Below are 21,787 nucleotides of genomic sequence, written 5' to 3'. Positions count from 1 at the left end.
AGCCTCACCGGCTCTCCCCTCCTAGTCACTACGGCCGGGGTGGGCAAACGGCGGTCGCGTCGTTGGTTCCGCTGCCCACCCCGGCCGTAGTGACTAGGAGGGAGAGAGCCAAGAACAGGCTACCTTGCGGAGAGTGTCCTGCATTCCAACCGGAGCGGCGCAACGCCGCTCCCGCGCTCGAGGCGCTCAGGCTGATGAATTCCAGACCTCTCTCGGCTGCTCGCGCGTGAAGCGCGTCTCATCGTGTCTTCCGTCGCACCTGCCCTTTCGGCCGCTGCGTGAGCGGCCGAGCCGTGAGTGGGGGTTTACACCAACGCCGATGCCGCGTCGATGAAGCCTTCAGCCGAAAGCTTCTCCAGGCGCGTGAAATACGCGGTCCGCGCTTCCGTGTCCGTGTCGAACCAGAGCCGCTGATGACGCGCCTCGCCAGTGCGAGGGCCCCACTCCACGGCGACGACCTGGCCGTCCAATGACACGCGATACACCAGCTCCTGTCCGCTCTCCGCGTCGCGCCGCACATACGAGCGCGTCTCCGCGCGGATGAGCTTGCGACCCTCGGGCGTCTTGCGCAGTGCCTCTTCCTCGGCGCGGCGGCGAGCGTAGGCCAGGCGCAGCGCGAGCTGATGCTCGCAGGGCCCCTCGCGCATGCCGGAGCGGCGGAAGTGAGGACACCCGCAGGACGCGTCCTTCACGCGGCCTTCGAGGTCCAACGTGAAGCTCGGGAAGAAGCTGCGCACCGCCTCGCGGTCCACCACTTCGCCGTGGATGCGGGTGCCTTCGCCGACGATGTCATGCACCTTCGTCAGCTTCACCTCGCCCGCGCCCGGGCCGCCGTCACCGAGCAGGCGGTGGGCCCGCGCCTCGCGCTCGCTGCCGAAGCGGATGACGGACTCGTCCACCGGCTTCGCCATCAACTCGCGAGGACGGTACTGGCCCTTGGCGACGTCGAAGAGGATGCGGCCTCGCAGACACTCCAGTTGGAGCGCGGCGCGCACGTGCTCCTTCGACGCGCTGCCCGCCGCCGCGACGAGCGTGTCGAAGGGCTGGGGGCCGTCCGCGCGCAGCTTGTCGCGCAGCTTCTCCGCGAGTCCGTCCGGCACCGCGCGGGGCATGAGGACATCGAAGGCCGCCGCGGAGGACCAGCCGCTCTCCGTCCAGCCCGTGAGGCCCAGCGTCAGCGTGGCCGCGCCCATGTCGATGACCCAGAACACCGGCAGGCCGGGGCCCATCAACTGGAGCCGCACCGACTTCGCGTGGGGCAACAGCCGGGCGAGCGCCACCAGACGCTGACGGCCGAACGTCCTCACCACGGCGGGCGCGGTGCCGTTGTACGTGCCGCCATGGCACTCCAGCACCAGCTCCCACGGCTCCAACACGAGGCGAGGCGCGGCGCCGGGGACCAACTCGAAGCGCAGCGCGCGCGGGGCCTTCTTCGCCTTGCGGGTGCGCAGCGCGAAGAGGAGGTTGTAGAGGTCGATGGGCGCCAGCACGCAGGAGCTGGCCGGCAGCGTGGCGGCGGACTGCACCTGGAGGAAGCCGCGCAGCCAGGCGTGCGGCACGTCCACGTTGCGAGGCTCGCGGGCCGTCTTCGCGGGCAGGGCGACGTGGGCCTCCAGCGACACGGGCAGGTAGGTGCGCAGCCGGTCCATCCGCGTGGCGAGGTTGGCCGGGACGTCCAGGAAGGTGGAGCCGTGCGCGGCCTCGCGGCCCTCGAAGAGGCTGTTGTCGAAGGACAGGCGCGCGTAGGCGCTCTCGTCGCGGGAGAAGACCTCCAGCGACACGCTGTCCGGGTCCACGGTGAGGACGGGGTCCAGCACCTCGTCCTGCTTCTCCTCACCGTCGAGCGCGTTGTCGAGGAACGCCTTCTGCGCCTCCCAGATTTGCGCGCTCGCCCGCTTCCCCTTCGACATGAGGTAGGCGAGGTACGCGGTGCGGTCCTTGCCCCGGTAGCGCAAGTCGCTGGAGAGGATGCCGAAGGCGGCGGTGAGCGCGTCGCGGAAGAGGGCTGCGTCCTTCAGCTTTCCGCGCACGCCCACGGTGCCGCGCGAGCCCTCCAGGGCCAGCAGCACGCGGGACGCGTCGGACGTGGACTCCACGTCGCTCGCGGTGGCGTAGCGAAGCTCGACGGGGTGCCGGGTGGCGGTCGTCACGACGGGGTTCCTTCCTTCCGGTTCCGCGCACGCTCGACGGCGCGACGTGCACGTTTGTGGGCGCGCCACGCGGCCTTGCGCAGCTCCACGGACTGAGACTTGTCGAAGGCGGCCTCGTGCAGCAGCTTCGCCGCTTCGTCACTTCCGAGCCGACCCAGGCCGGCCCACGCTTCCTGCTTCAACTCCGGCTTCGCATTCTGCGCCAACGCCTTCAACGGAGCGATGGCTCCGTGGCCCAGCAGCGCGGGCTCGGCGAGGCGACGGCCCTCGGAGGTGACGAGCGCCTCGGCGGGCACCTTCGCGCCCGTGGGGCCCAGGGCCACCGGGTCGAAGGGCTTCACCTCCAGCGCCCACGTCGCGGCCTTCTCCGGCGCCAGTCGCGCCAGGGCATCCGCCGCCGCCGAGCGCACCCGCGCGTCCGGGTCCACCAGCGCGCCCTTGAGCGCCTCGGCCGAGGCCGCGAGCTCCTTGGCGTTGGTCAGCACGGCGCCAGTGTCCTGGCCCACGAGCTTGAGCGTCGAGCCCGCCGTGCCCAGTCGAGACAGCACCCGCGCCGCCTCCTGCCGCACGGTGGCTGGAGACGCCGCCTCGCCACCCTGGAGGAGGGCGCGCGCGGAGTCCGCCAGGCTGGCCGCGCCCAGTCGAGAGCCCGCCCACAACAGCCGCTCCCACGCGGTGGCCAGCACGTTGCGCTTCTCGCCCGGGGGCGAGGCCGTCCATTCGGCCGCCGTCTTCCGCTCGGCCGTCACCAGCGCACGGGACAGCGCGGCGACGTCCACCTGACCGGCCTGACGCGCCTCACCGGTCCACGTGCCCACCAGCAGCGCGGCTTCCTGCCGGGCCTCCGGCTTGTCGTTGGCCAGCAGGGCCACCGTCTCCGGCACGGGCAGCGCGCCGCGACGGGCGAGTCCCCGGCGCAGTCGCAGCCGCAGCTCCTCGTTGGTCAGCGTGGCGAGACGCGGCACGAGCAGCGCCGGGTCCCCCTCGCGCGACAGGTACGCCGCGGCGGGCTCGGAGATGTCCTCGCTGATGCTGGCCACGGCGAGGAACTCGACGCGGGTGCGCTCCTTCGGGAAGAGCGCGTCCAGCGCCTTGCGCGCTTCCTGGCGCAGGTCCTCGTCGCCGTCGTCGAGGATGGTGGCCAGCGTGGCCTCCGCCTCCACGTCCTTCAGCTTGCCCAGCTCCTGGGCAATGGTGATGCGCACCTCGTCGCGGGTGCTCGTGTCGAGCAGCAGCGCCTCCAGCTTCACGCGGGCGCGCTCTCCGCCGATGGCGCGAAGGCCCTTCACGCCGGCCTCCTGCAGCTCGGAGGTGGAGCCCTCCACCGCGGCGGCCTCCACCTTCTCCTCGACGCGACGGCGCTCCTCACCCTCGGGCAGGCGGCCCGCGAGACGGCCCAGGCCCTCCAGCGCCGCCCACACCATGGACGGCTCGGTGGGAGCCTCGGGCGTGCCACCCGCGGCCACCGTCTCCAGCTCGCTCAGCGCGCGCGGGTCACCCAGCGTGCCCAGGGCGAGCAGGGCGCGCTCGCGCTGTCCATCCTCACCCGCCCGGGAGTACAGCAGCAGGGGCCGCAGCGCGCTGGCGCCGCGCAGGTGCGCCACGCCCTCGGCGGCCGGGAGCATCAGCTCGCGCGTCCCGCCGCGCAGCACGTCCTCCAGCGGACCCACCGGGATGCCGTGCTCGACGACGCGCTTGGAGTACAGCGCCACCGCCTCCGCGCGCACCGCCACGTCCCGGTCCGAGAACAGGCCCACCAGCAGCTCGGCCTGCCCGGCCTCCGTGCCGTGCTCCAGCTCCTTCAGGGCCGCCAGCCGCACCGCCACGTCGTTGGACTTCACCGGCGAGCGGAGGAAGCGCACCGCGAGCGCGGCGTCCCGCTTCTTCACGTCCGGAGGGCCCGCGATGTTCATCGCGGCGGCCACACACGCGACGCGCACCGAGCTCGTGTCGTCCTCCACGCTCCGGCGCGCGAGCACATCCAGCGCCTCCGCGCGCTTCGTCTGTCCCAGCGCGGCCACCAGGCGCAGCCGCTCGTTCGCCTCCGTGGCGACGGCCACGCGCGCGGCCAGGGCGTTCACCGCGGAGGGCGTGGCCAGTCGGGCCAGCGCCTCCGACGCGCGCTTCGCCACGGCCGACGTCTCCGAGCGCAGGAAGGAGGCCAGCACCTCCACCGCGCGGTCATCCCCGCGCCACGCCAGGAGCTCCGAGGCGCGCAGGCGCAGGTCCTCGTGCTCGCTGGCCATGGCCCGGCCCAGCGCCTCGGTGACGCGTGAGTCGTTGGCGCCGGCCAGCCGCTCAATCACCCCGACGCGCAGGTCCGCGTGCTCACTGCCCAGCGCGGCCAGCAGCGGCTCCAGGCTTCCGGCCGGGCTGAGCTTCTCCAGCAGCTCGAAGGCGTAGCGACGCACGTCCGGCAGCGGCGAGTTGAGCGCGGCGGTGATGCGCGGCTTCGCGGCGTCGCCACGCTCGGCCAGCTCGTCCAGCGCGGCACGAGCCACGTCCGGCGCCAGCGAGGCCAGGGCGAGCGACAGCGGCTCATCGCTGCCCGCGGGGAACAGCTCCTTGAGGCCCGTGAGGGCCGCCTTGCGCACCAGCTGGTGCGGGTCCTCCAGCGCGCGCAGCAGCGCGGCGACGGCGGCGGGAGTCCCTGCGAAGCCCTCCAGCGTGAGCTTCACCACGCGGTCCACGGCGTCGCGGCGGACGCGGTGTCCCTCGTCGTCACCCGCGGACACCTGCCGCAAGAGGCCCACGTACGCGCCGAAGGCGAGCCGACGCAGGTGCTGCCGCTCCGCGCTGGCGGCGGCCTCCGGAGAGGCGCCCGGCGTCCCCGGCTTCACCGCCGAGAAGAGCCGACGCAGCCAGCTCTTTCCCTGGCCCTGCACGGGCGAGGCTCCAGGGGCCGTGTCCGGCTTCCACGGGGCCTCCAGCGTGCGCGGGCGGGCGACCTTCTGGGCCTCGCGGAAGTAGTCGAGCGGCTTGTTGCGCAGCAGCAGCACCTGGGCCGCCGCGTAGCGCTGCTCGGGCTGCTCGCTGGAGAGGGCCTCGGCGAGCCCCACCATGCGCTTCGCGCGCTCCTCCTCGGCGGGCCACTCCTTCATGTCGCCGGCCTTCTCAGGGCGCGGCGGCAACAGTCCCTCGACGAGGTTCGTGCGGTACGCGTCCGTCTCCGTGCGCAGCTCCAGCGCGCGGGCCGCGGCGTAGCGCACCTCCGGCCTGCCGCTGGACAGGGCGCTGGCGAGCAAATCTGGCGGCTCGCCGCGACGGCTGGCGCGCAAGTCACGGGCGAGGACGATGGCGAACACCATCTCCTGCACCTCGCGGGCGCGGTCCTCCAGGCCGTGCAGGAGGCCACCGTCGCCCTCGGGGCCCAGGGCCGCGAAGGAGAGGATGGCGCCCAGGCGGATGGGCAGGTGCTCATGGCGCAGGTTGCCGGTGAGCACGGGCAGCGCGCGCGCGTCACCCAGGCGCGACAGGCCGTCCGCGCCCCACGAGCGCACCGCCACGTTGGCGTGGCCCAGCGTGTCCAGCAGGTAGCCCTCGTCGCCCCGACGGCCGGCGGTGGCGAGGCCTCGCGCGCCCTGCTCCTGGAGGTCGCCCAGCTCGCTGGGCACCAGCACGGTGGCGAAGAACGACAACAGCCGGCGCGAGCCCAAAGAGGCCAGCGCGCGAGCGGCGCGGATGCGCAGCGGGATGAGGTACGCCGGAGTGTAGAGCCGCTCCAGGTCCTTGTCGGTGATGAGCCCGCGCATCGGCTCGATGATGTCCTCGGCGCCGCGCGGGGCGAGCAGCTCCGCGGCCCGCACGCGCACCTGCAACTCGCCAGCGGCGATGCCCGCGAGCAGCGGCCCGTTCTCCCCGGGCACCAGCTTGTCCAACGCCTCCAGCGCGGCGACGGCGACGACGACTTCCTCGTCCTGCACGCGCTTGAGCAGCGGCGAGCGCAGCGTCTCCACCGGGGCGTGCACGGAGCCCTTGGCGCCCAGCACGCGCACCGACGGGTGCGTGGACGCGAGGGCCGCCAGGTGCGGCTCCGGCTTCTCCTTGCCGACCAGCTTCACCCACGCTTCGTACGCGGCGGTGGCCACGCCCGCGTCGCGGTCCTCCACGGACTTCTTCAGGCGCTCCTGCGCCCAGCCCTCGGTGCCGCGCTGCGAGAGGACTTCCACCGCGCGGCCGCGCAGGTCCGGGAAGCGGCCGGCGAGCGCCCGGTCCAACGCCTTCTCCGGCACCTTCTCGTTCCACGCCCACAGCGTGCGGAAGGCCTCGCCGCGCACCTTGGCGGACTCGTCCTCCAGCGCGTCGCCGAGCAGCGGCTCCGCGCCCTGCGTCGCCGCGCCCAGCTTCACCAGCCGGTCCAGGCCGCGCACGCGCACGTCCTCGTGGCCGGAGCGCAGCGCCGCCTCGGCGGAGGACAGCGGCGCCTCCACGTCCAGCGTCACCACCGCGTCCAGCGCGGCGGCGCGCACGTCCGCGTCCTCGTCGTCCAGCATCCACACCAGCCGCTCGCGAGCGCGGGCGTCCTGGAGCGCCTGGAGGGCGGCGGCGGCCTGACGGCGGATGGGGGCTTCCGGCTCGCGGGAGAGCTGGAGCAGCGCGCCCAGCGCCCGCGCGTCACCCAGCTGCGCGAGGCCGCGAGCACCGCGCACGGCGGTGTCCGGCGTGCGGCAGGCCATCGCGGCCAGCAGCGGCTCCAGGTCACTCTCCGCCAGCGCGCCACCGACGGCGCCCTGCGCGGGCATCGCGTCGCGAGCGGCCTGCACGTCCGCGTCGGTGATTGTCAGGGCGGCGCCGCTCGGGCCGCGCGAGCGCGCGACGAGTCGCCGGGCCACGTCCTTGACGGAGCGGGCGAAGTCCTCGTCGCGAGCCTCCAGCGCATGGGCCAAGGCCCGGCGCTCCAGCACGCGGATGGTGAAGGCCACGCGGCGCACGTCCGCGTCCGCGTCGTCCAGCGCCCGAGCCACCAGCGGCTGGAGCTGCGGATGACCCAACAGGCCCGCTCCGGCGGCGCGGATGAGCACCTCCACGCGAAGCCGCGCGGGGCCGCGCTCGAAGGCGGTGCGCAGGGGCTCGGTGTTTCCGCCCGGTGTCACCTCGGAGAGCGCGTCCAGGGCGGCCAGGCCCACGGCGGCCTCGGTCTCGCTCAGCTTGCCGGCGATGAGGCCGGGCACCAGCGGAGAGGTGCCGCCCAGCTTCGCGAGCCGGCGCAGGCCCGCCACGCGCATGTCCACGAAGCGCGAGTCCAGCGCGGCGCGGGGCGCGGCCAGGGGCGACTCCGTCTCCAGCACGTCGAGCGCCTTGAGGGCCTCCTCGCGCACCTGGGGATGGTCGTCGTTGAGCCGCTCGCGCAGCTTGGGGCGCGCGGCGGTGCGGCCCCTGGCGGCCAGCTCGCGGGCGGCGAGGCGACGCACCTCCGCCTCCTTGTCCGAGCCGAGCACCTGGAGCACGAACTCCAGCGCCTCCGGCTCGTCCAGCGCGGCGGCCTCGCGCACGGCGGCCTCGCGCTTGGGACGGCCGGCCTTCACCGACTCCGTGAGGAGGTCCAGGCCGTGCTGCGAGATGTCCTGGTCATTGCCCGGCTTGCCGTCCGTCTCGATGCCGAAGCGGAACGCACGCCGGTCGTCGCTCGCGGTGAAGACGGAGCCCAGCGCCGTGCGCGCCGCGCGCGGGTTGGCGGGCGGCATGAAGGCCAGCGCATTCACCGGCTTGCTGCCGCAGTCGAACGTGCGCGGCTTGCGGCGCTCGTCCACCCGCCACACCTTCACCTTGCCGTCGCTGCCCGCGGACCAGATGCGGTCTGAAGGCTCCTCGTCGTCCTTCGCGGCGGGCGTGGGCGGGAAGAGCAGGGCGAGCACGGAGCCGGCATGGCCGGAGTCCTTGTCGCCGCGCACCTCGAACTCCACCGCGCCGACGAGGTACCAGAGGCGCAGCTTGCCGTCGTCGCCACCGGAGACGAGCCGTCCGTCGCGAGGCGTGAAGGCCAGCGCGCGCACCGCGCCCTCATGGCCCACCATGTCCCGGCGCTCACCGGAGGCGCGCGTGAAGGAGCGCACCACGCCGTCGTCACCCGCCGTCGCGACATACGTCCCGGACGGGTCCACCGCCACGGCGCGCAGCGGCTGGGGCGACGCCTTCCACTCGTGCAGCTTGCGCGTGGAGTCCCACTCCCAGCCGCGCACCACGCCATCCGCGCCCGCGCTGAAGAGGACCTTGCCGTCCGGACTGGAGGCGAGCGCGGTGACACCGCCGGGGTGCGCACCCTCGAGCTGCCACTGCACGTTGCCGTCGGCGTGGGTGCCGAAGCGCAGCGTGCCGTCCGCGCAGGCGGCGGCGAAGCGCTCACCCGACAGGGCCAGGGCATTCACGGCGGCGGGGAGCTCGGTGCTCCACAGCACCTTGTTGGTGCCCGGCTCGAACGCGGTGACGTGGCTTGCGGCGGAGGCGCGAGCGCCGCCGAGCAGCAGCACCCGGGGGGTGGCCGCGAGGGCTCGGAGCTTCTCGATGTTGTAGATGGCCAGGACAATCATGGTGTTCTTTCGAGGCTCGTTGGGAGCAAGTGACGCGAGGCTCAGAGGCCCCCGAGCTGCGCGCTCGGATGCGCCGTGCGCAGCTGGACCAGGGACGCAAGACAGCTCTGCCACTCACCCTTCGCCAGCGAGCCGGTGAACTCCCCCAGCACGGGCGACACGACGCGGGCGAAGTTCTCGTCCTCCAGGCCCAAGTCCCGCACCAGCTCAATCACGCGGCGCTTGGCGACGCTGGCCGACAGGCGCTTCTGCACCTCGCCCTCGCGCGCTTCCTTCGCCCGGCCCGGAGGCAGGCCGAACAGCATCTTGCGCAGGAAGTCCCGCAGCGCCGCGACGTCCGCGAAGCGCTCGCCGCCACCCGCCGACGGAGCCTCCTTCGCGCCCGCCGGCTTCCAGCCCTCCGGCAGGTGCGTGGGACGGTGCTTCTCCCAGAGCAGGCGCACCGCGAACAGGCCCACCTCGCGGTCCGCGCTCTGCATCAGCCACGCGAGCCGCTCCGCGCCGCCCAGCCGCGCGTAGTGCCGACGGATGAGCTCCACCGCCACTTCGCGCGTGCTGCGCTTGGTGCTCTCCGTGAGGGAGAAGACCTTCACCGCGTCCAGCTCCTCCGGGTGCAGCACGTAGCGGGCGTCAGCGCCGTCCTCGCCCGCGCGCAACAGCGCGTCATAGGCCAGGTTGCGAATCTCCTTCGCCTCCGACTCGGCCAGCTCGTACACCCGCGTGTGCCAGCCCCAGGCGCGCAGCTCCGCGCGGGTGATGGCCAGGGCGAAGCGGCGCACGTCGTCGCGCGCGTCGAACAGCGCGGGCCACAGCTTCTCCGGCGTGTACGCCTTGCGAGGCGCCTTCGGCTTGAGCTCGTACGACTTCGACTCCGGCTGCTCCGGGCCGATGACGGGGTGGTGGCAGCGCAGGTACGTCTGGGCGAACGTGCGCACGGGCACCGGCTGCTTGGCCCCCAGCGCCAGCTCGAACAGGCGCTCCAGGCCCGCCGCCGCGTCACCCGTGTCGCTGAAGTCCGCCGGCACCACGTACTCCAGCAGGTAGCGGTGGGCGAAGTCGTGCAGCGTCGGGTCCGCCCGGCGCGCGAGCGCCAGCAGCCAGGGCACCGTGAGCTGCCGCGCGGTGAACAGCTTGCGGTTGCCCAACAGCGCCAGCGCCACTTCCCGGTGCTTCGCGCTGAAGACCAGCCCCTTCACCTTCTCCACGTCCAGGCCCGGCAGGCTGTCCGCGCGCTTCAGCCACGTCGCCATCTGGTCGCCGAACGTCGGGTTCGCCGCCTTGTCCAGCAACCACTCCGGACCTATGACCGCGGGCGTGTAGGCCGACAGCGCCTTCACCACCAGCCCCTCCACCGGGTAGCGCTTCTTCTTCAGGCGCGGGTCCTCGAGCAGCTCCTTCCAGAAGGCCACCGGCATCTCCCCGGCGGCGTACTTGGAGGACACGAAGCCCTTGGCCCAGTTGAGCTGCTCGGAGGTGCCCAGGTACATGTCCCGCAGGAAGCCCGACGTCAGCTCCGCGCGGTCGAACGACTGCTCCAGCGACTTCGCCGCGAAGGCCGCCGTCGGCTTGTACGACAGCAGCCGGCCCAGCAGCTCCAGCCCCAGCTCGCGCGGGTTGCGCTTCTCCAGCACCGCGGCGGCGAAGGACTTCACGTCGCTCTCGCCCCGGGCCACCAGCTCCGCCAGCCGGTCCGCCGGCAGGTCCTGCGCGTGCGCCCGCGCGTACTCAATCGCGTACGTGCGCGCCTTGCCACTGGGAGACAACAGCAACGCGAGCACCGCTTCGTGCAGGCCCAGCGCGCGCAGCTTGCCCTGGTGGAACTCCGGCGAGCCCTGCAGCGTCTCCACCAGGAAGTCGTGCGCGCTGCCCAGCGGCCTGCGCGCGAGCCGGTCCAACCACGCGGGCGTCACCTTGCGCAGCGTCTCCGGGAAGTCCTTGCGCAGGCCCTGGATGGCGAAGCGCGCGGCCGGGTCCGACAGACACGTGTCGAGCAGCCGCATCAGCGGGTCCGGCGAGCGCTTCCACGCGTCGGGGAACGCGCGGTGCTTCAGCGTGTCGTTCGGCGGCTGGATGGCGAAGCTGCTGGCGGTGTAGCTGCCGCTGCCGTGGGCCCAGATGTGGTGGGCCACCCAGACGGAGTACCAGGTCGTGTCCTCGTCGTAGTGACGCAGCACCTCCGCGGCGAACTGCGGATACAGCTCCGGGACGGCGGCTCCCAGGTGGCGCAGGTAGCGCCACGCGCGGCGGCGCAGGTACTGGAGCGTGCCGCCGGAGACCTCGTGCCGGTACGCCTGCCGGCGCTCCACGTCGAAGCGCCAGGCGAGCACGCCGAACAGCTCCGCGTCGTGGTTGGCTTCCGCCAGCTTGTAGATGCGCTTGAGGCCGCCCCACAGGCCGAACTTCAGGTCGGCCGCGCGCGCCACCTCCAGGATGACGGCGCGGGAGGCGTCGGTGTTCTTCGCGTAGAGCGAGACGAGCAGGTCCGCCAGCGCGAGCCGCGCGGGCTGGGGCAGGTCCTTCTGCGCCTGGAAGCGCTGCCACGCCTCGGCGGAGGCCTCGCGGCGACTGGCGGAGTTGTAGCGGGCCTGCGCCTGGGAGAGCGAGCGCAGCAGCTTCTCGAAGGTGAAGGCGTCCTTGGGCGGGGCCTTGCCTTCCTCGGGCTCGGGCTCCGACTGCTCGAGGAGGGCGAGCACGGCATCGGCCAGGTCCGGCGACTCCGCCTGGGCCAACCGCTCGAGGTCTGCTGCGTTCAGCGCATCGCTCGTCGACATGGGCCTGGGGACTTACCACAAGCCGCCTGCCTGGACAGCGATGGAGCGCTCGCGCCTGGGAGTTCTCGGTTTCGGCTGTTCCGCGAGTCCACCAAGCCAGCGAGCCACCGAGCCCGGCTACGAGCCCAGGTCGAACAAATCTCCGCCCCCACCGAACATGGAGCGGTTCTTCCGGCTGTCGAAGTACGTCAGGTCCACGAGCAGCGCGGTGGCCAGCACCATTTGACGCAGCCTGCCGTCGTTGCACGCGGGCTGGAAGTCCAGGCTGAAGTTGTCCGCGTCGCTGAAGGCCTCCTGCAGGAGCCCGCTCCACTTCTTGCGGATGACGGCGACCTCTTCACCGCGCTGGAGGATGCGGAACGTCCAGGGCTTGAAAAGGGGGCCCTCCGCGGTGGCCATCAGCACGCCCGCGGGCGAGAGGATGTCGAACTGGCGGCCGAAGAAGCGGAAGCGCTGGACGATGGTGCCCATGAGCCGGCCGTCCCACGCCGTCACCTCCGCGCGCGCGAAGAGGATGTGCCAGGGCAGCTCCATCGCCAGGGCCAGCGTGCCGCCCACCGTCATGCACTCCAGCCGCGCGCGGTAGAAGGGCCAGAAGTTGCGCTTGAGCCGCGACGCCCAGCCCTCGCCCGTCTCGCCCACGTACACGGTGTTGCGGCCCTCCGCGTCGCACACCTCGTAGCGGTTCTTCCCCTCCCAGCCGATGAGGATTTCGAGCGCCTCCCGGAACTGGCGCATGCGCACCTGGGCCGCCGTCAGCACGGCCTCCAGCGACAGGCGCAGCTCCACGCTCATGTAGCGCGGGTCTCCCGGAGGGCCCTTGCCGGCGAGCATCTCCTGGGGCGGCTCTTCCTGGAGCTGGGGGCCTCCCTGCTCATCCGCCTTGGGACGCGGCGCGCGCGCGCCCCAGTCCAGCTCCAGCTCCGCGTCGTTCCCGGCCCATGGCTTGTTGCCCATGTCGCGGAGCCTTAAGCGGCGCCCCCACGGGACGCAAACGGGGCGCTTCGGACCTCAGGGGGAGTCCGGCAGGGGAAGCCAGACAGGAGGGAGGTCCAGCGTGACGGCGCCCTGGGCGGGCAGGTCCACCTCGCCTCGGTGGATGACCCAGCTCGGGCTCATGTGGTTCCTGCCCATCACGACGTAGGTGTAGTGGCCCGCGGGCAGGCGCTCGAACGTGGAGTCGAAGTCCGACGCGGAGGCAATCCCCAGCGCGTCCGAGTAGCGCTCCAGCTCGCCCATGTCCTTCGGGACGGGCACGGTGCCGGAGAACAGGTGGTAGCGCACGGCCATCACCGAGGAGGTCGGGTTCATGACGGCGAAGGGCGGAGGGCGCAGCTTCAGCGACGCGCCGCCGGTCAGCGCCTGGAGGTGGAGCTCCTTGCGCTCGCCAGGGCCCAGCTTCACGCGCTGGGGCATGAAGCGGAGGGTGTCTCCCCGGGACGACGTCGCCGCCCTGGCCACGAGGGAGTACTCCCCGGGCGCCAGGCCCGTCGCGTGGAAGGCGCCCCCGTCCTCTTCCATCATGATGGAGTCCGAGCCGATGGGGGACAGGGGGTGCAGGTGGAGGAAGGTGCTGATGAGCCTGCCCTCGTGGTCCTTCACCGTGCCGTCCAGCCGGGCGCCCGTGAGCAGGCGCAGCTCCAGCGTCGTCTCGCCCGGGCCCACCTGCTGGCTCAGCGGCAGGTAGTCCGGGTGGGAGAGCTCCACGCGGAAGGCGGTGCCCGCCTCCAGGGGCGGCAGCACGAAGGCGCCATCGGGGCCGGTGCGCGCGTGCGCCAGGGACTGGGTCTCCTCCGATGCGTCTTCCTCGCCCGAGGACGCGGGGACGACGACGTTCGCCTGCACCTCCACGCCGACCACCGGTGTGGACGTCGCCGCGTCCAGCACCCGGCCGCGCAGCCGGCGTCCCGCCTTGAGGACCACGTCACCCAGGTCCGTGTCCCGCCCCGCCTCCACCTGGACTTCCCGCAGCACGCGCGTGAGGCCCGGCGCCTCCAGCGTCACCCACACTCGGCCCGGCTCCTCCACGGCGATGTGGAAGGTGCCGTTCGGCTCGCGAAAGGACTCCTCGTTGACGTCGAAGCGGGTGATGGGCGTTCCGTCCTCGCGCACCAGCCGGCCCCGGATGCCGCCCTGGTAGCGCAGCACCAGCCTCACGTTCGTCGTCCCGGCCGCCACGAGCACCTGGGGCGTTCGCGAGCGGGCCCCGTCTTCGTCCTGAAGCGGCTCCGCCATCAACTCGAAGCCCTCCTTCCTGACGCTGAGCTTGCACGCGCCCGGCGACAGGTGGTCGAACGTGAAGCGCCCCTGCGCATCCGTGGTGACGCTGGAGCCGTCATGCAGGGCGTAGCGCCCATGGTGGAGGAACCTCGGCTGGAGCGTCTGCTCGCTCAAGACGTATGCGTGCACGTCGGCGCCGGACATCGGCTTGCCCGCTTCGTCCACGACGAGGCCCGACAGCGACAGCCCCGGCTCCAGGCTCAGCGTCACCGTCTTCGTCTCCGCGCCCTGGAGCACGACGGGGAGCCGCGCGCGTGGCGGGCCCCCCCGGGTGCGGAAGGCTCGCAGGGAGTACCGGCCCGGAGGCAGGCCCCGCAGGCTGAAGTGGCCCAGCTCGTCGCTGGTGACCTCGGCGGAGGAGGCGGAGTCCTGGCCGTCTTCCCACAGCGAGACTTGAATCGACGACAGCGGAGCGCCGCTGGTGTTCACCACGGTGCCCTCCACGCTCGCGCCCCGCCGCATCACCAGGCGCACGTCCCGGGAGGGGGCCTGCGCCTCCTTCCACTCCGTCTCCAGGAAGCCTGGCGCCTGCGCCTTGAGGCGATGGAGCCCCGGCTCGCTCAGGTTGAGCACGAAGCGCCCCTCCTCTTCGGTGGAGGCGTAGGCCGTCTCCGCGTTGTTGGCGAAGTCGTCCAGGTCCTCGGCGGAGTCCGGGGTGCCGTCGCGCCGCGGCCCTGGCCCGGTGCGCCACTTCATGGCGGTGACATCCGCCTCCGTCAGCGGGTTTCCCTCCGTGTCGGTGACGAGCCCCTCCAGGACGAACGCGCGCTTCAGGGTGAAGTCCAGCGGCGCCGGCTTCTGTGTCACCACCACGTCGCTCACCGAGAGCTGCTGATAGCCCTCGGCGAACACCGAGAAGTCGTTGTGGCCCAGCGTCGCGGAGTGGAACACGAAGCGCCCGTCCGCCCCGGTGTCGACCTGGGTGGTCATGGACACGTCTCCGTGGGTGTCCAGCGTCACCTTCGCGTCGGGGACAGGTTGCCCCGCCTCGTCGCGCACCACGCCCTCCACCGTGACGACGGTGCCCAGGTGCACCGTCACCTCCGCCTCGGCCTGCTCCTCCGCGAGCGTGGTCTCCGTCTGCCCCCGGTGGTCGCCCTGCTCCGCCCGCAACACGTAGTCGCCCGGTGCCACGTCCTCCAGGACGAAGCGCCCCTGGGCATCCGTGATGCTGGTGAAGGGGGACTCGGCGTCAGGCTCTGGCTCGTACTCGCCATCGTGGACCCGCACCCGCACGCCCGCGACGGGGCGCTCGTCCAGGAGCACCTGGCCCACGATGCGCCGGGGCCGGTGCAGCACCAGGTCCTCGGCCGAGAGGTCCTCCGCGATGAGGTCCGTCAGGTGCGCCGTCAAGAACCCCGGACTGGAGACGACCAGCGCGTAGTCGCCAGGAGGCAGGGGCCCCACGCGGAAGCGTCCCTCCGAGTCGGTGCGGGTCTCGAAGTAGCGCGAGTGCTCGGCGTGGAAGAGCGTCACGCTGGCGTCCGCCACGGGCCGCACGGCCTCGTCCACCACGCGGCTGGTGAACACGTCGCTCGGCTGGAGGATGAGCTCCACGGCCTGTGAGCTCGTCGCCACGTCGAGCTCCAGCGCGGAGCCCTGGGGCCCCATGGCCCACAGCGCGACGCTGCCCTCGGGCAGGCCTTCCAGCACGAAGGTGCCGTCCTCCGCCGTGGTGGCGCGCGTCAGCAGGGGCGCGGCGCCGCGCCCTTCGTCGATGAGGCCGCGCAGCGCGAGCAGGGCCTGGGGGTCCACGCAGGCCGAGGAGGACAGGGGCGTCTCGGCGTCCTGGCCGCAGGGGAGGGCGGACAGCGATTCGCCGGGCAGGGCTCGCGACGCGGAGACCTCCACGCCCCGGACGGGCGCCCCTTCGTCGGTGAGCACGCGGCCCCGGAGGGACAGCGCGCCGCGCGGCGGAGGCGAGGGCTCGCGGGGGCCGGGCAGCTCCCGGGAGGTTGGCCTGGAGGTGGAGGGCGCGTCGTCGCCGTCGGAGGGCGCGCGGAAGGTGATGACGGCGATGACCGAGCTCAGGCCAATCACCCCGAGCATGAGCCCCACCATGGCTGGCCTTCGCATGGACCCCTCCCGTTGGCCCCCCAGGCTAGCAGGGCGCTCGGGGCGAAGTCGCCGGGGGCTCAGGTGCGGGCGGGGAGCGACTCCAGGCGGGCCTTCTCGGTGGCGATGAGGTCCCGGACGTAGTCACGCAGGACGGCGACGTCGTTGAAGCCGTTGATGTCCACCGGGGGCATGACCTGCACGTGGCAGTGGGCGGAGGTCTGCATCACCAGGCCGTGCTTGGGCAGGACGCGCGCCGTGCCGGTGAGGACGATGGGGATGACGGGGCAGCGCATCTTCAGGGCCAGCGCGAAGGCGCCATCCTTGAAGGGCTTGAGCTGGCCGTCCGCGGAGCGCGTGCCCTCCGGGAACATGAGGATGGGGACGCCGCGCTCCAGCCAGCGCTCACTCAGCCGCATCATCTGGATGATGCTCGGCTTGTCGCCGCGCACCAGGGGCACGTAGCGGTTGAGGCTCATGTTCCAGCCGATGAGCGGCAGCCGGAAGTTGGCCTGCTTGGAGACCCACTTGAAGGGGCTGTACAGGCCGAAGAGGACGAGGATGTCGCCCAGCGACTCGTGGTTGGCCACGAGCACCGCGGGGCTGTTCCACGGCAGGTGCTCGCGGCCGTCCACCCGCAGGTGCCACAGCGGGTTGACGTAGAAATACAGCTGCGCCCAGAAGCACGAGTACAGGTGCAGCACCCGGCCGTTGCGGTCGAACGGCGTGGTGACAGCCCACACCACGACGGCGCCGAGGAAGAGCACCACGCTGGAGAGCGCGAGGAACGCCCAGAAGAGGATGGAGAACAGGAGTCGAATGGCGCCCGCAGTGTGCCACAGGGTTTCGAGGGGTGGGGAAGTGAGTTGTCACGCCCGCGCGTGCGGAGTGTTCGCGGGTGGCCGTGCCCATGGGCGCGTCAGGTCCACGGCGAGCTGGAGCTCCGGCGACGCCAGCCGTGGCAGCACGACGAGCCGCGTGTCCTCCAGGGTGACGACGGGGAGCGGGCGCTCCACCTCCAGGAGCAGGGCCCCTCGGGCCGTCAGCCGGGGCGAGGCATGCGCCAGCTCCACCGCGCCCAGCACCATGAACAGATGGGAGCCCGGCTCCAGGAGCAGCTCCCTCCTGGGGGCGAGCACGTGCTCCTGTCCCCGCAGCAGCCACGCGCGGCGCTCCTTGCGGCCCAGGTGGGAATAGCGGAGCCGGCCCCGGACCAGGTCGTCGAAGCGGCGCTCCGCGAAGGTGCCCCAGACCCGCCGGCTCAGGTCCGCGTCCGACTCCAGCAGCTCGCGCAGCGCGGCGCCCGGAATCCGCACCACGGTGGACGCCGACGCCGTGCGCACCGAGGCGGAGCGCCGCCCGCCCGCGAGCGTGGACTGCTCTCCGAACACCGTGCCGCTGCCGAGCTGGTTCACCAGGTCCTCGTCGGCGCCGTGGGTGGCGAGCACGTAGGCGGCGCCGCGCGCCAGCAGGTACAGCTCATCGCTCATGTCGCCCTGGCGGAAGACGAAGTGGCCCGCGGGCAGCTCCTGCACCTGGGCGCGCGCGGCGAGCGACTCCAGCGCGCGCGTGTCGAAGTGGGCGAACAGCGGAGAGGCGCGCAGCTGTCGGGCCACCGTCGAGCGCAGCAGGCGAGAGCCTCCGGGCAGCCGGTATGCGAGCTTCATGGCCGGCTCCACGGGCTTGCGCAGGACGCGCCCGCTCATGACGCGCAGGACGCTGAGGACGTTGCCCATCGTCACCGGCGCGAGCGTCAGCAGCCCATGCCCCAGCGTGTAGCCCGGGTTGGTTTCGAGGAAGAAGCGCGCGGACCGCTTGTCGCACTGTTGCCAGTAGTCCTGCTCCACCTCGGACTCGCGGGTGCGCCAGCCCACGTGGCGCAGCAGCGGGTTGCGCGCGTCGACAGGGGCCAGTCCGAACTGGGTGCCCAGCTCGGCCAGGAAGTCGCGCAGCCTGGGCGGCACGGGCTGTTCGTGACGCGGCCACAGCTCGTCGCAGTACTTCGCGAGCAGGGCATAGCTGGACGGGTGCACCAGCGCGCCCAGGTAGTACGCGGGGCGGCCCGGGTGGCGGAGCAGATATCTGAGGATGAGGGACAACCCGAAGCGCGTGTTGGTGTTGCCACCCCGGTAGGCGCGCAGCGAGCCGGCCTCCGCGCGGAACACTGCCGTCGTCACGCCGTTCAGTTGCTTCTCGAAGACGTGCAGTGCGAAGTAGCCGACGAGTGTGCCCTCGTCGTTGCGGTGGAGCTGAATCCAGGTGTGCTCGGCGGTGGAGTCCACCACGTACTTCGCGAAGCCCTCGCGCTCGACTCCCTCGAAGATTTCCTGGTGCACGGCGTACAGCGCGTCCGTCAGGCGTCGCCGCTGCTCGGTGGACAGGGACTGGGGGGTGACGACCTCGGTGCTCGCGATACGGGACATGGTGGGGCGGCTCTCCGTTCTTCTGGCGGCGGACCAGTGCGGCTCCGCTGCCAGGTAAGTCCGGACACGCCGCGCGACGGTGCTCCCGAGCGTGGATGCCGAGTCCTCAACGTCGAGCGCGTTTCAGGGCCTGCGCGCGCGTTCGAAGATGATGCGAGCCCTTGTACGAAGGTCTGGTTCGTTCCCTGGCCCTGTTGAGTGGGCGCGAGGCGGACGAACGGGATTCACTGCTTGACGGCCTGCCATGTCGGCGTCACGTCGCGCACCACCGTGCCCGCCTCGGGGATGTCGATGTCCTCGCGATGGCTGCCGCGCCAGTCGTTGGTGATGAGGATGAGCGTCAGCTTTCCGGACGGGAGGTTCCGGAAGGTCCTCGTTCCCTCCTTGCTGACTTCATGAGGAAGGGAGCGTTCGCGCAGTGACGAGAGGTCGTAGCCCTGTCTGGGCCAGGGGGCCTCACTGGGGACGAGCGCCAGGGTGAAGAGCAGGGGGCTGCTCACGCGCAGCTCCAGGGTGGCGCCTTCGGAGCGCGCCTTCAACGTGATGGAGACTCCACCGCTCGCGGGAATCTGGACGCGCCGCGACTCGTAGCTTTCCAGATGCCCTTCGCCTGCGGAGGCGTGCACCCGCCAGGTGCCTGGCGCGATGTTTTTCACGACGAAGGGGCTCTCGGCGGGGACCTCGATGCTGTAGGGGGGCGACTCCTCGTCTTCGCGGTCCAGGAAGACGGTCGCACTCGTGGGCTGACCCTTCGCGTCCAGGACGGAGAACTCCACCCGCGCGCCCTTCTCCAGACGCACCGTGAGGTCCTCCTGAGAACCAGGGGGCAGGTTCAGCTTCGTGGAGAGATAGCCGTGGGCCTGGACGTTCAGCGTGGCGGAGCGCTCGTCCACACGCTCGATGGTGAAGCTCCCATCCTCCTCGGTGTAGGCCTGGGTCCAGGTTGAGGAGGGGTGGAGCCTCACGCTGTCGGAGTGTTCCATGTCCGGGACGAGCAGGGCGCTCTCCACGGGAGCAGAGGTCTCCGCGTCCAGCACGCGTCCGGCCACCTTGCGTCCCGCGCTCATCCGAAGCTCGCCCAGGTCCACCACCTCCGTGTCGTGAGGCACCTCGACCTGACGGAACACCGGCGCCAGGTCCTTCGCCTGAAGGATGACGGGCCACGAGCCCGCGCCCACCACGTCCAATGAGAACTCACCTCGGGGATGCTCCACGACCTCCCGCATGAGCCGGAAGCGCGTGAGGGGCTCGCCGTCCGGGCCCACCACGCGCCCGTGGATGCGCGCCTGTCGCGACATGACGAGGCGGACAGGGGGGCCGCCTTCATGGGCATGCAGTGAGTCGAGCCCGGGTTTCCCGCCGGTGGACAGGTGGGGGGCGAGGCGAAAGGACTCCTTCTTCACGCGCAGTTCCACGTCCTGGCTCGGCAGGTTGCGCAGCGTGAAGCGCCCGTCCGTCCCGGTCCGCGTGAGGAGGTCCACGGTGTGGTGGCGATAGCCCGCGCGCCACTTGGGGGTGGAGTCCGGCGGAGGCTCGAGGAAGACGTCAGCTCCGGAGAGCGGTTGCCCCTGGGTGTCCACCACGGTGCCCGACAGCGTCCAGCCCGCCGCGAGGCGCAGGTCCACGTGGGTCTCCTGCCGCTCTCTCAGCTCCAGGTGTCGGGTGACGAAGCGCTCCACGGCGCCGGATTCATGGATGGCCTCGAGTACGTACCGTCCTGGCTTCATGCCCCCGAACGCATAGTGGCCCTGTGCGTCGGTCCGAGTCTCACTCAGCACGTCCGGCCCGGGGCTGCTCGTCGTGCCTTCTTCGGGAGGTTCGCTCGACAGGCGCACGAGGAGCCCGGACAGGGGCGTGTCCAACTCGTCGAAGACCCCGCCGGAGACAGTGGCTCCTCGTTTCAAGACCCAGCGGACCTGGGTGTCGGGGGCGCGGACCTGGAGTTCCTCCATGCGGAAGCGAGGCTCGTCGAGCAGCTTCAGGAGGAAGGACCCCGGCGTGGGGAAGTTCAGGTGGAACCGGCCCTGTTCATCCGACGTGGCCTCGTAGGGCGCGAGGAGGAGCGTGTCGTCGGTGTCCTCGGAAGGAGGGTTGTCGACGGTGATGCGCACGTCCGGGACGGGGCTGCCTGCTTCATCGACGAGGACCCCGTCGACCCAGAGTGGGATGCGCAGCGTGAAGTCGAGCTGCTTCGTGTCGGGGCTCAGCTCCGCGAGGGATTCGCCGGTGGGAAAGTGTCGCGGGGAGGTGAGCTCCAGCTCATGGGGAGCCAGGGCCAGCGGGCCGAGCCGATAGTGGCCCGTGGCATCCGTGGTCGTCTTCACGTACCGGGGCTGGAATCCGCGCTCCTGGATGTGGACGAGTGCGCCCTCGATGGCGGCTCCGGCTTCGTCCTTCACGGTGCCTTCCAGCATGGCCCCAGGGCTCAGGTTCAGGATGACCTCCTCCTTGGAGTCGTGGGTCCACATGTGGACCTCGGCCCTGCCGTGATGCTCGCCCTGGGTGGCCTCGAGCCGGAACATTCGAATGGAGAGCGCCTCGAAGGTGAAGCGCCCCTGGGCGTCCGTGGTCTCCTGCTTCGAGGACAGCAGGGGAGGGACGATGCCCCGCTCGTTGAAGGTGATGTCTCGCAGGTGGACTGTCGCGTGGGGGACGGGGGCGCCCTGTCGCATCACTCGACCGACGATGCGATGGGGACGCAGGAGCTTCACGGGCTCGGCGAACCAGGAGTTCTTGAGGTCGGGAATCCAGCCGTCCCTGGAGAAGGCGAGGGCGTAGTCTCCGACCGGCAGCGGGCCGATGCGATAGCGACCGTCCGCGTCCGTCTCCACGTCGAAGAAGCGCGTGAAGCCTTGATGCACGGCCGTCACCTGGACCTGGGGCAGGGCCGCGAGGTCCTCGTCGATGACCTGTCCCTCCAGGAACACGCCGTCTTCGAGCCGGAGCTGGAGTCCCTCCGTTCCCGCGACGACTCCCGGTTGCAGCCGCGCACCTCGCGGGTCGAGGGCCCAGAGGGTGAAGGTTCCTTCGGGGAGCTGGTCGAGGGTGAAGCGGCCCTCCGTATCCGTGACGGTCTCCGCATACAGAGGGGCTTCTCCTTGTCGGGAGAGGAGCAGCTCCAGCGTGGTGGCGGGTTCCGTGAAGAAGCAATCCGCGAAGTCGTGACGGTCTCCGCGACGGTGGGGCAGCACGTCCTCACACGTCAGCTCGGAGAGCGTCTGATGTGCTTCGGAGCGCGTGGCGGAGATGCGGACTCCCGCGAGGGGACCGTGGTCTCCGTGCACGATGCCTTGGATGCGCAGTGCACCTTCGACCCGTAGCGCGGGCGCGGGGAGGATGAGGCCCGTGCTCTTTCGAGGCGCGGGGGCTCGGCGAGAGGTGGGCGCATCTCCTGACCTCAGGAGGTAGGGCACTCCCAGCGTGCCCAGCAGCGTGAGCACTCCGAGGATGAGCGCCACCCGTCGCCACTTGTGCATGTCTCGTCCACTCGCCACGTCCGTGAGCGTAGCAGTGGAGGCCCCCGGGGCGCTGACGCGAACCTCGCGGGCTCCTCACCTACGTGCGTGTCGTGTGTCGATGCG

General features: G+C 71.7%; 8 protein-coding genes. All 8 read right to left on the bottom strand.

Annotation, left to right across the window (positions count from 1 at the left end; translation table 11 throughout):
- Positions 1 to 305: 305 nt before the first annotated feature.
- Positions 306 to 2,150 (bottom strand): SWIM zinc finger family protein, encoded by a 1,845-nt coding sequence (locus tag LZ199_RS24930; RefSeq protein WP_253996245.1) that lies wholly within the window; start codon positions 2,148 to 2,150, stop codon positions 306 to 308.
- Positions 2,147 to 8,677: a HEAT repeat domain-containing protein gene (locus LZ199_RS24925; protein ID WP_253996244.1), complete on the bottom strand. Its 6,531-nt coding sequence runs from the start codon at positions 8,675 to 8,677 to the stop codon at positions 2,147 to 2,149. Before LZ199_RS24925 ends, LZ199_RS24930 begins: the two co-directional genes overlap by 4 nt.
- Positions 8,678 to 8,718: 41 nt before the next feature.
- Complete coding sequence (locus tag LZ199_RS24920; RefSeq protein ID WP_253996243.1) at positions 8,719 to 11,448, bottom strand: hypothetical protein; 2,730 nt, start codon at positions 11,446 to 11,448, stop codon at positions 8,719 to 8,721.
- Positions 11,449 to 11,565: 117 nt separating this feature from the next.
- On the bottom strand, positions 11,566 to 12,405 hold the full coding sequence (locus tag LZ199_RS24915; RefSeq protein ID WP_253996242.1) for a phospholipid scramblase family protein: 840 nt from the start codon (positions 12,403 to 12,405) through the stop codon (positions 11,566 to 11,568).
- A gap of 54 nt (positions 12,406 to 12,459) precedes the next feature.
- Positions 12,460 to 15,804: a carboxypeptidase-like regulatory domain-containing protein gene (locus LZ199_RS24910; RefSeq protein ID WP_267145161.1), complete on the bottom strand. Its 3,345-nt coding sequence runs from the start codon at positions 15,802 to 15,804 to the stop codon at positions 12,460 to 12,462.
- Between the two features lie 59 nt (positions 15,805 to 15,863).
- Complete coding sequence (locus tag LZ199_RS24900; protein ID WP_323389810.1) at positions 15,864 to 16,553, bottom strand: lysophospholipid acyltransferase family protein; 690 nt, start codon at positions 16,551 to 16,553, stop codon at positions 15,864 to 15,866.
- A 99-nt stretch (positions 16,554 to 16,652) separates the two neighbouring features.
- Complete coding sequence (locus LZ199_RS24895) at positions 16,653 to 18,206, bottom strand: cyclic nucleotide-binding domain-containing protein (protein ID WP_253996241.1); 1,554 nt, start codon at positions 18,204 to 18,206, stop codon at positions 16,653 to 16,655.
- 224 nt (positions 18,207 to 18,430) lie between these two features.
- Positions 18,431 to 21,682, bottom strand: a complete 3,252-nt coding sequence (locus LZ199_RS24890) for a carboxypeptidase regulatory-like domain-containing protein (RefSeq protein WP_253996240.1) — start codon at positions 21,680 to 21,682, stop codon at positions 18,431 to 18,433.
- Positions 21,683 to 21,787 lie beyond the last annotated feature (105 nt).

Source organism: Myxococcus qinghaiensis (assembly GCF_024198215.1).
Lineage (GTDB): Bacteria > Myxococcota > Myxococcia > Myxococcales > Myxococcaceae > Myxococcus > Myxococcus qinghaiensis.
This window is presented reverse-complemented; position numbering and strand designations above follow the sequence as displayed.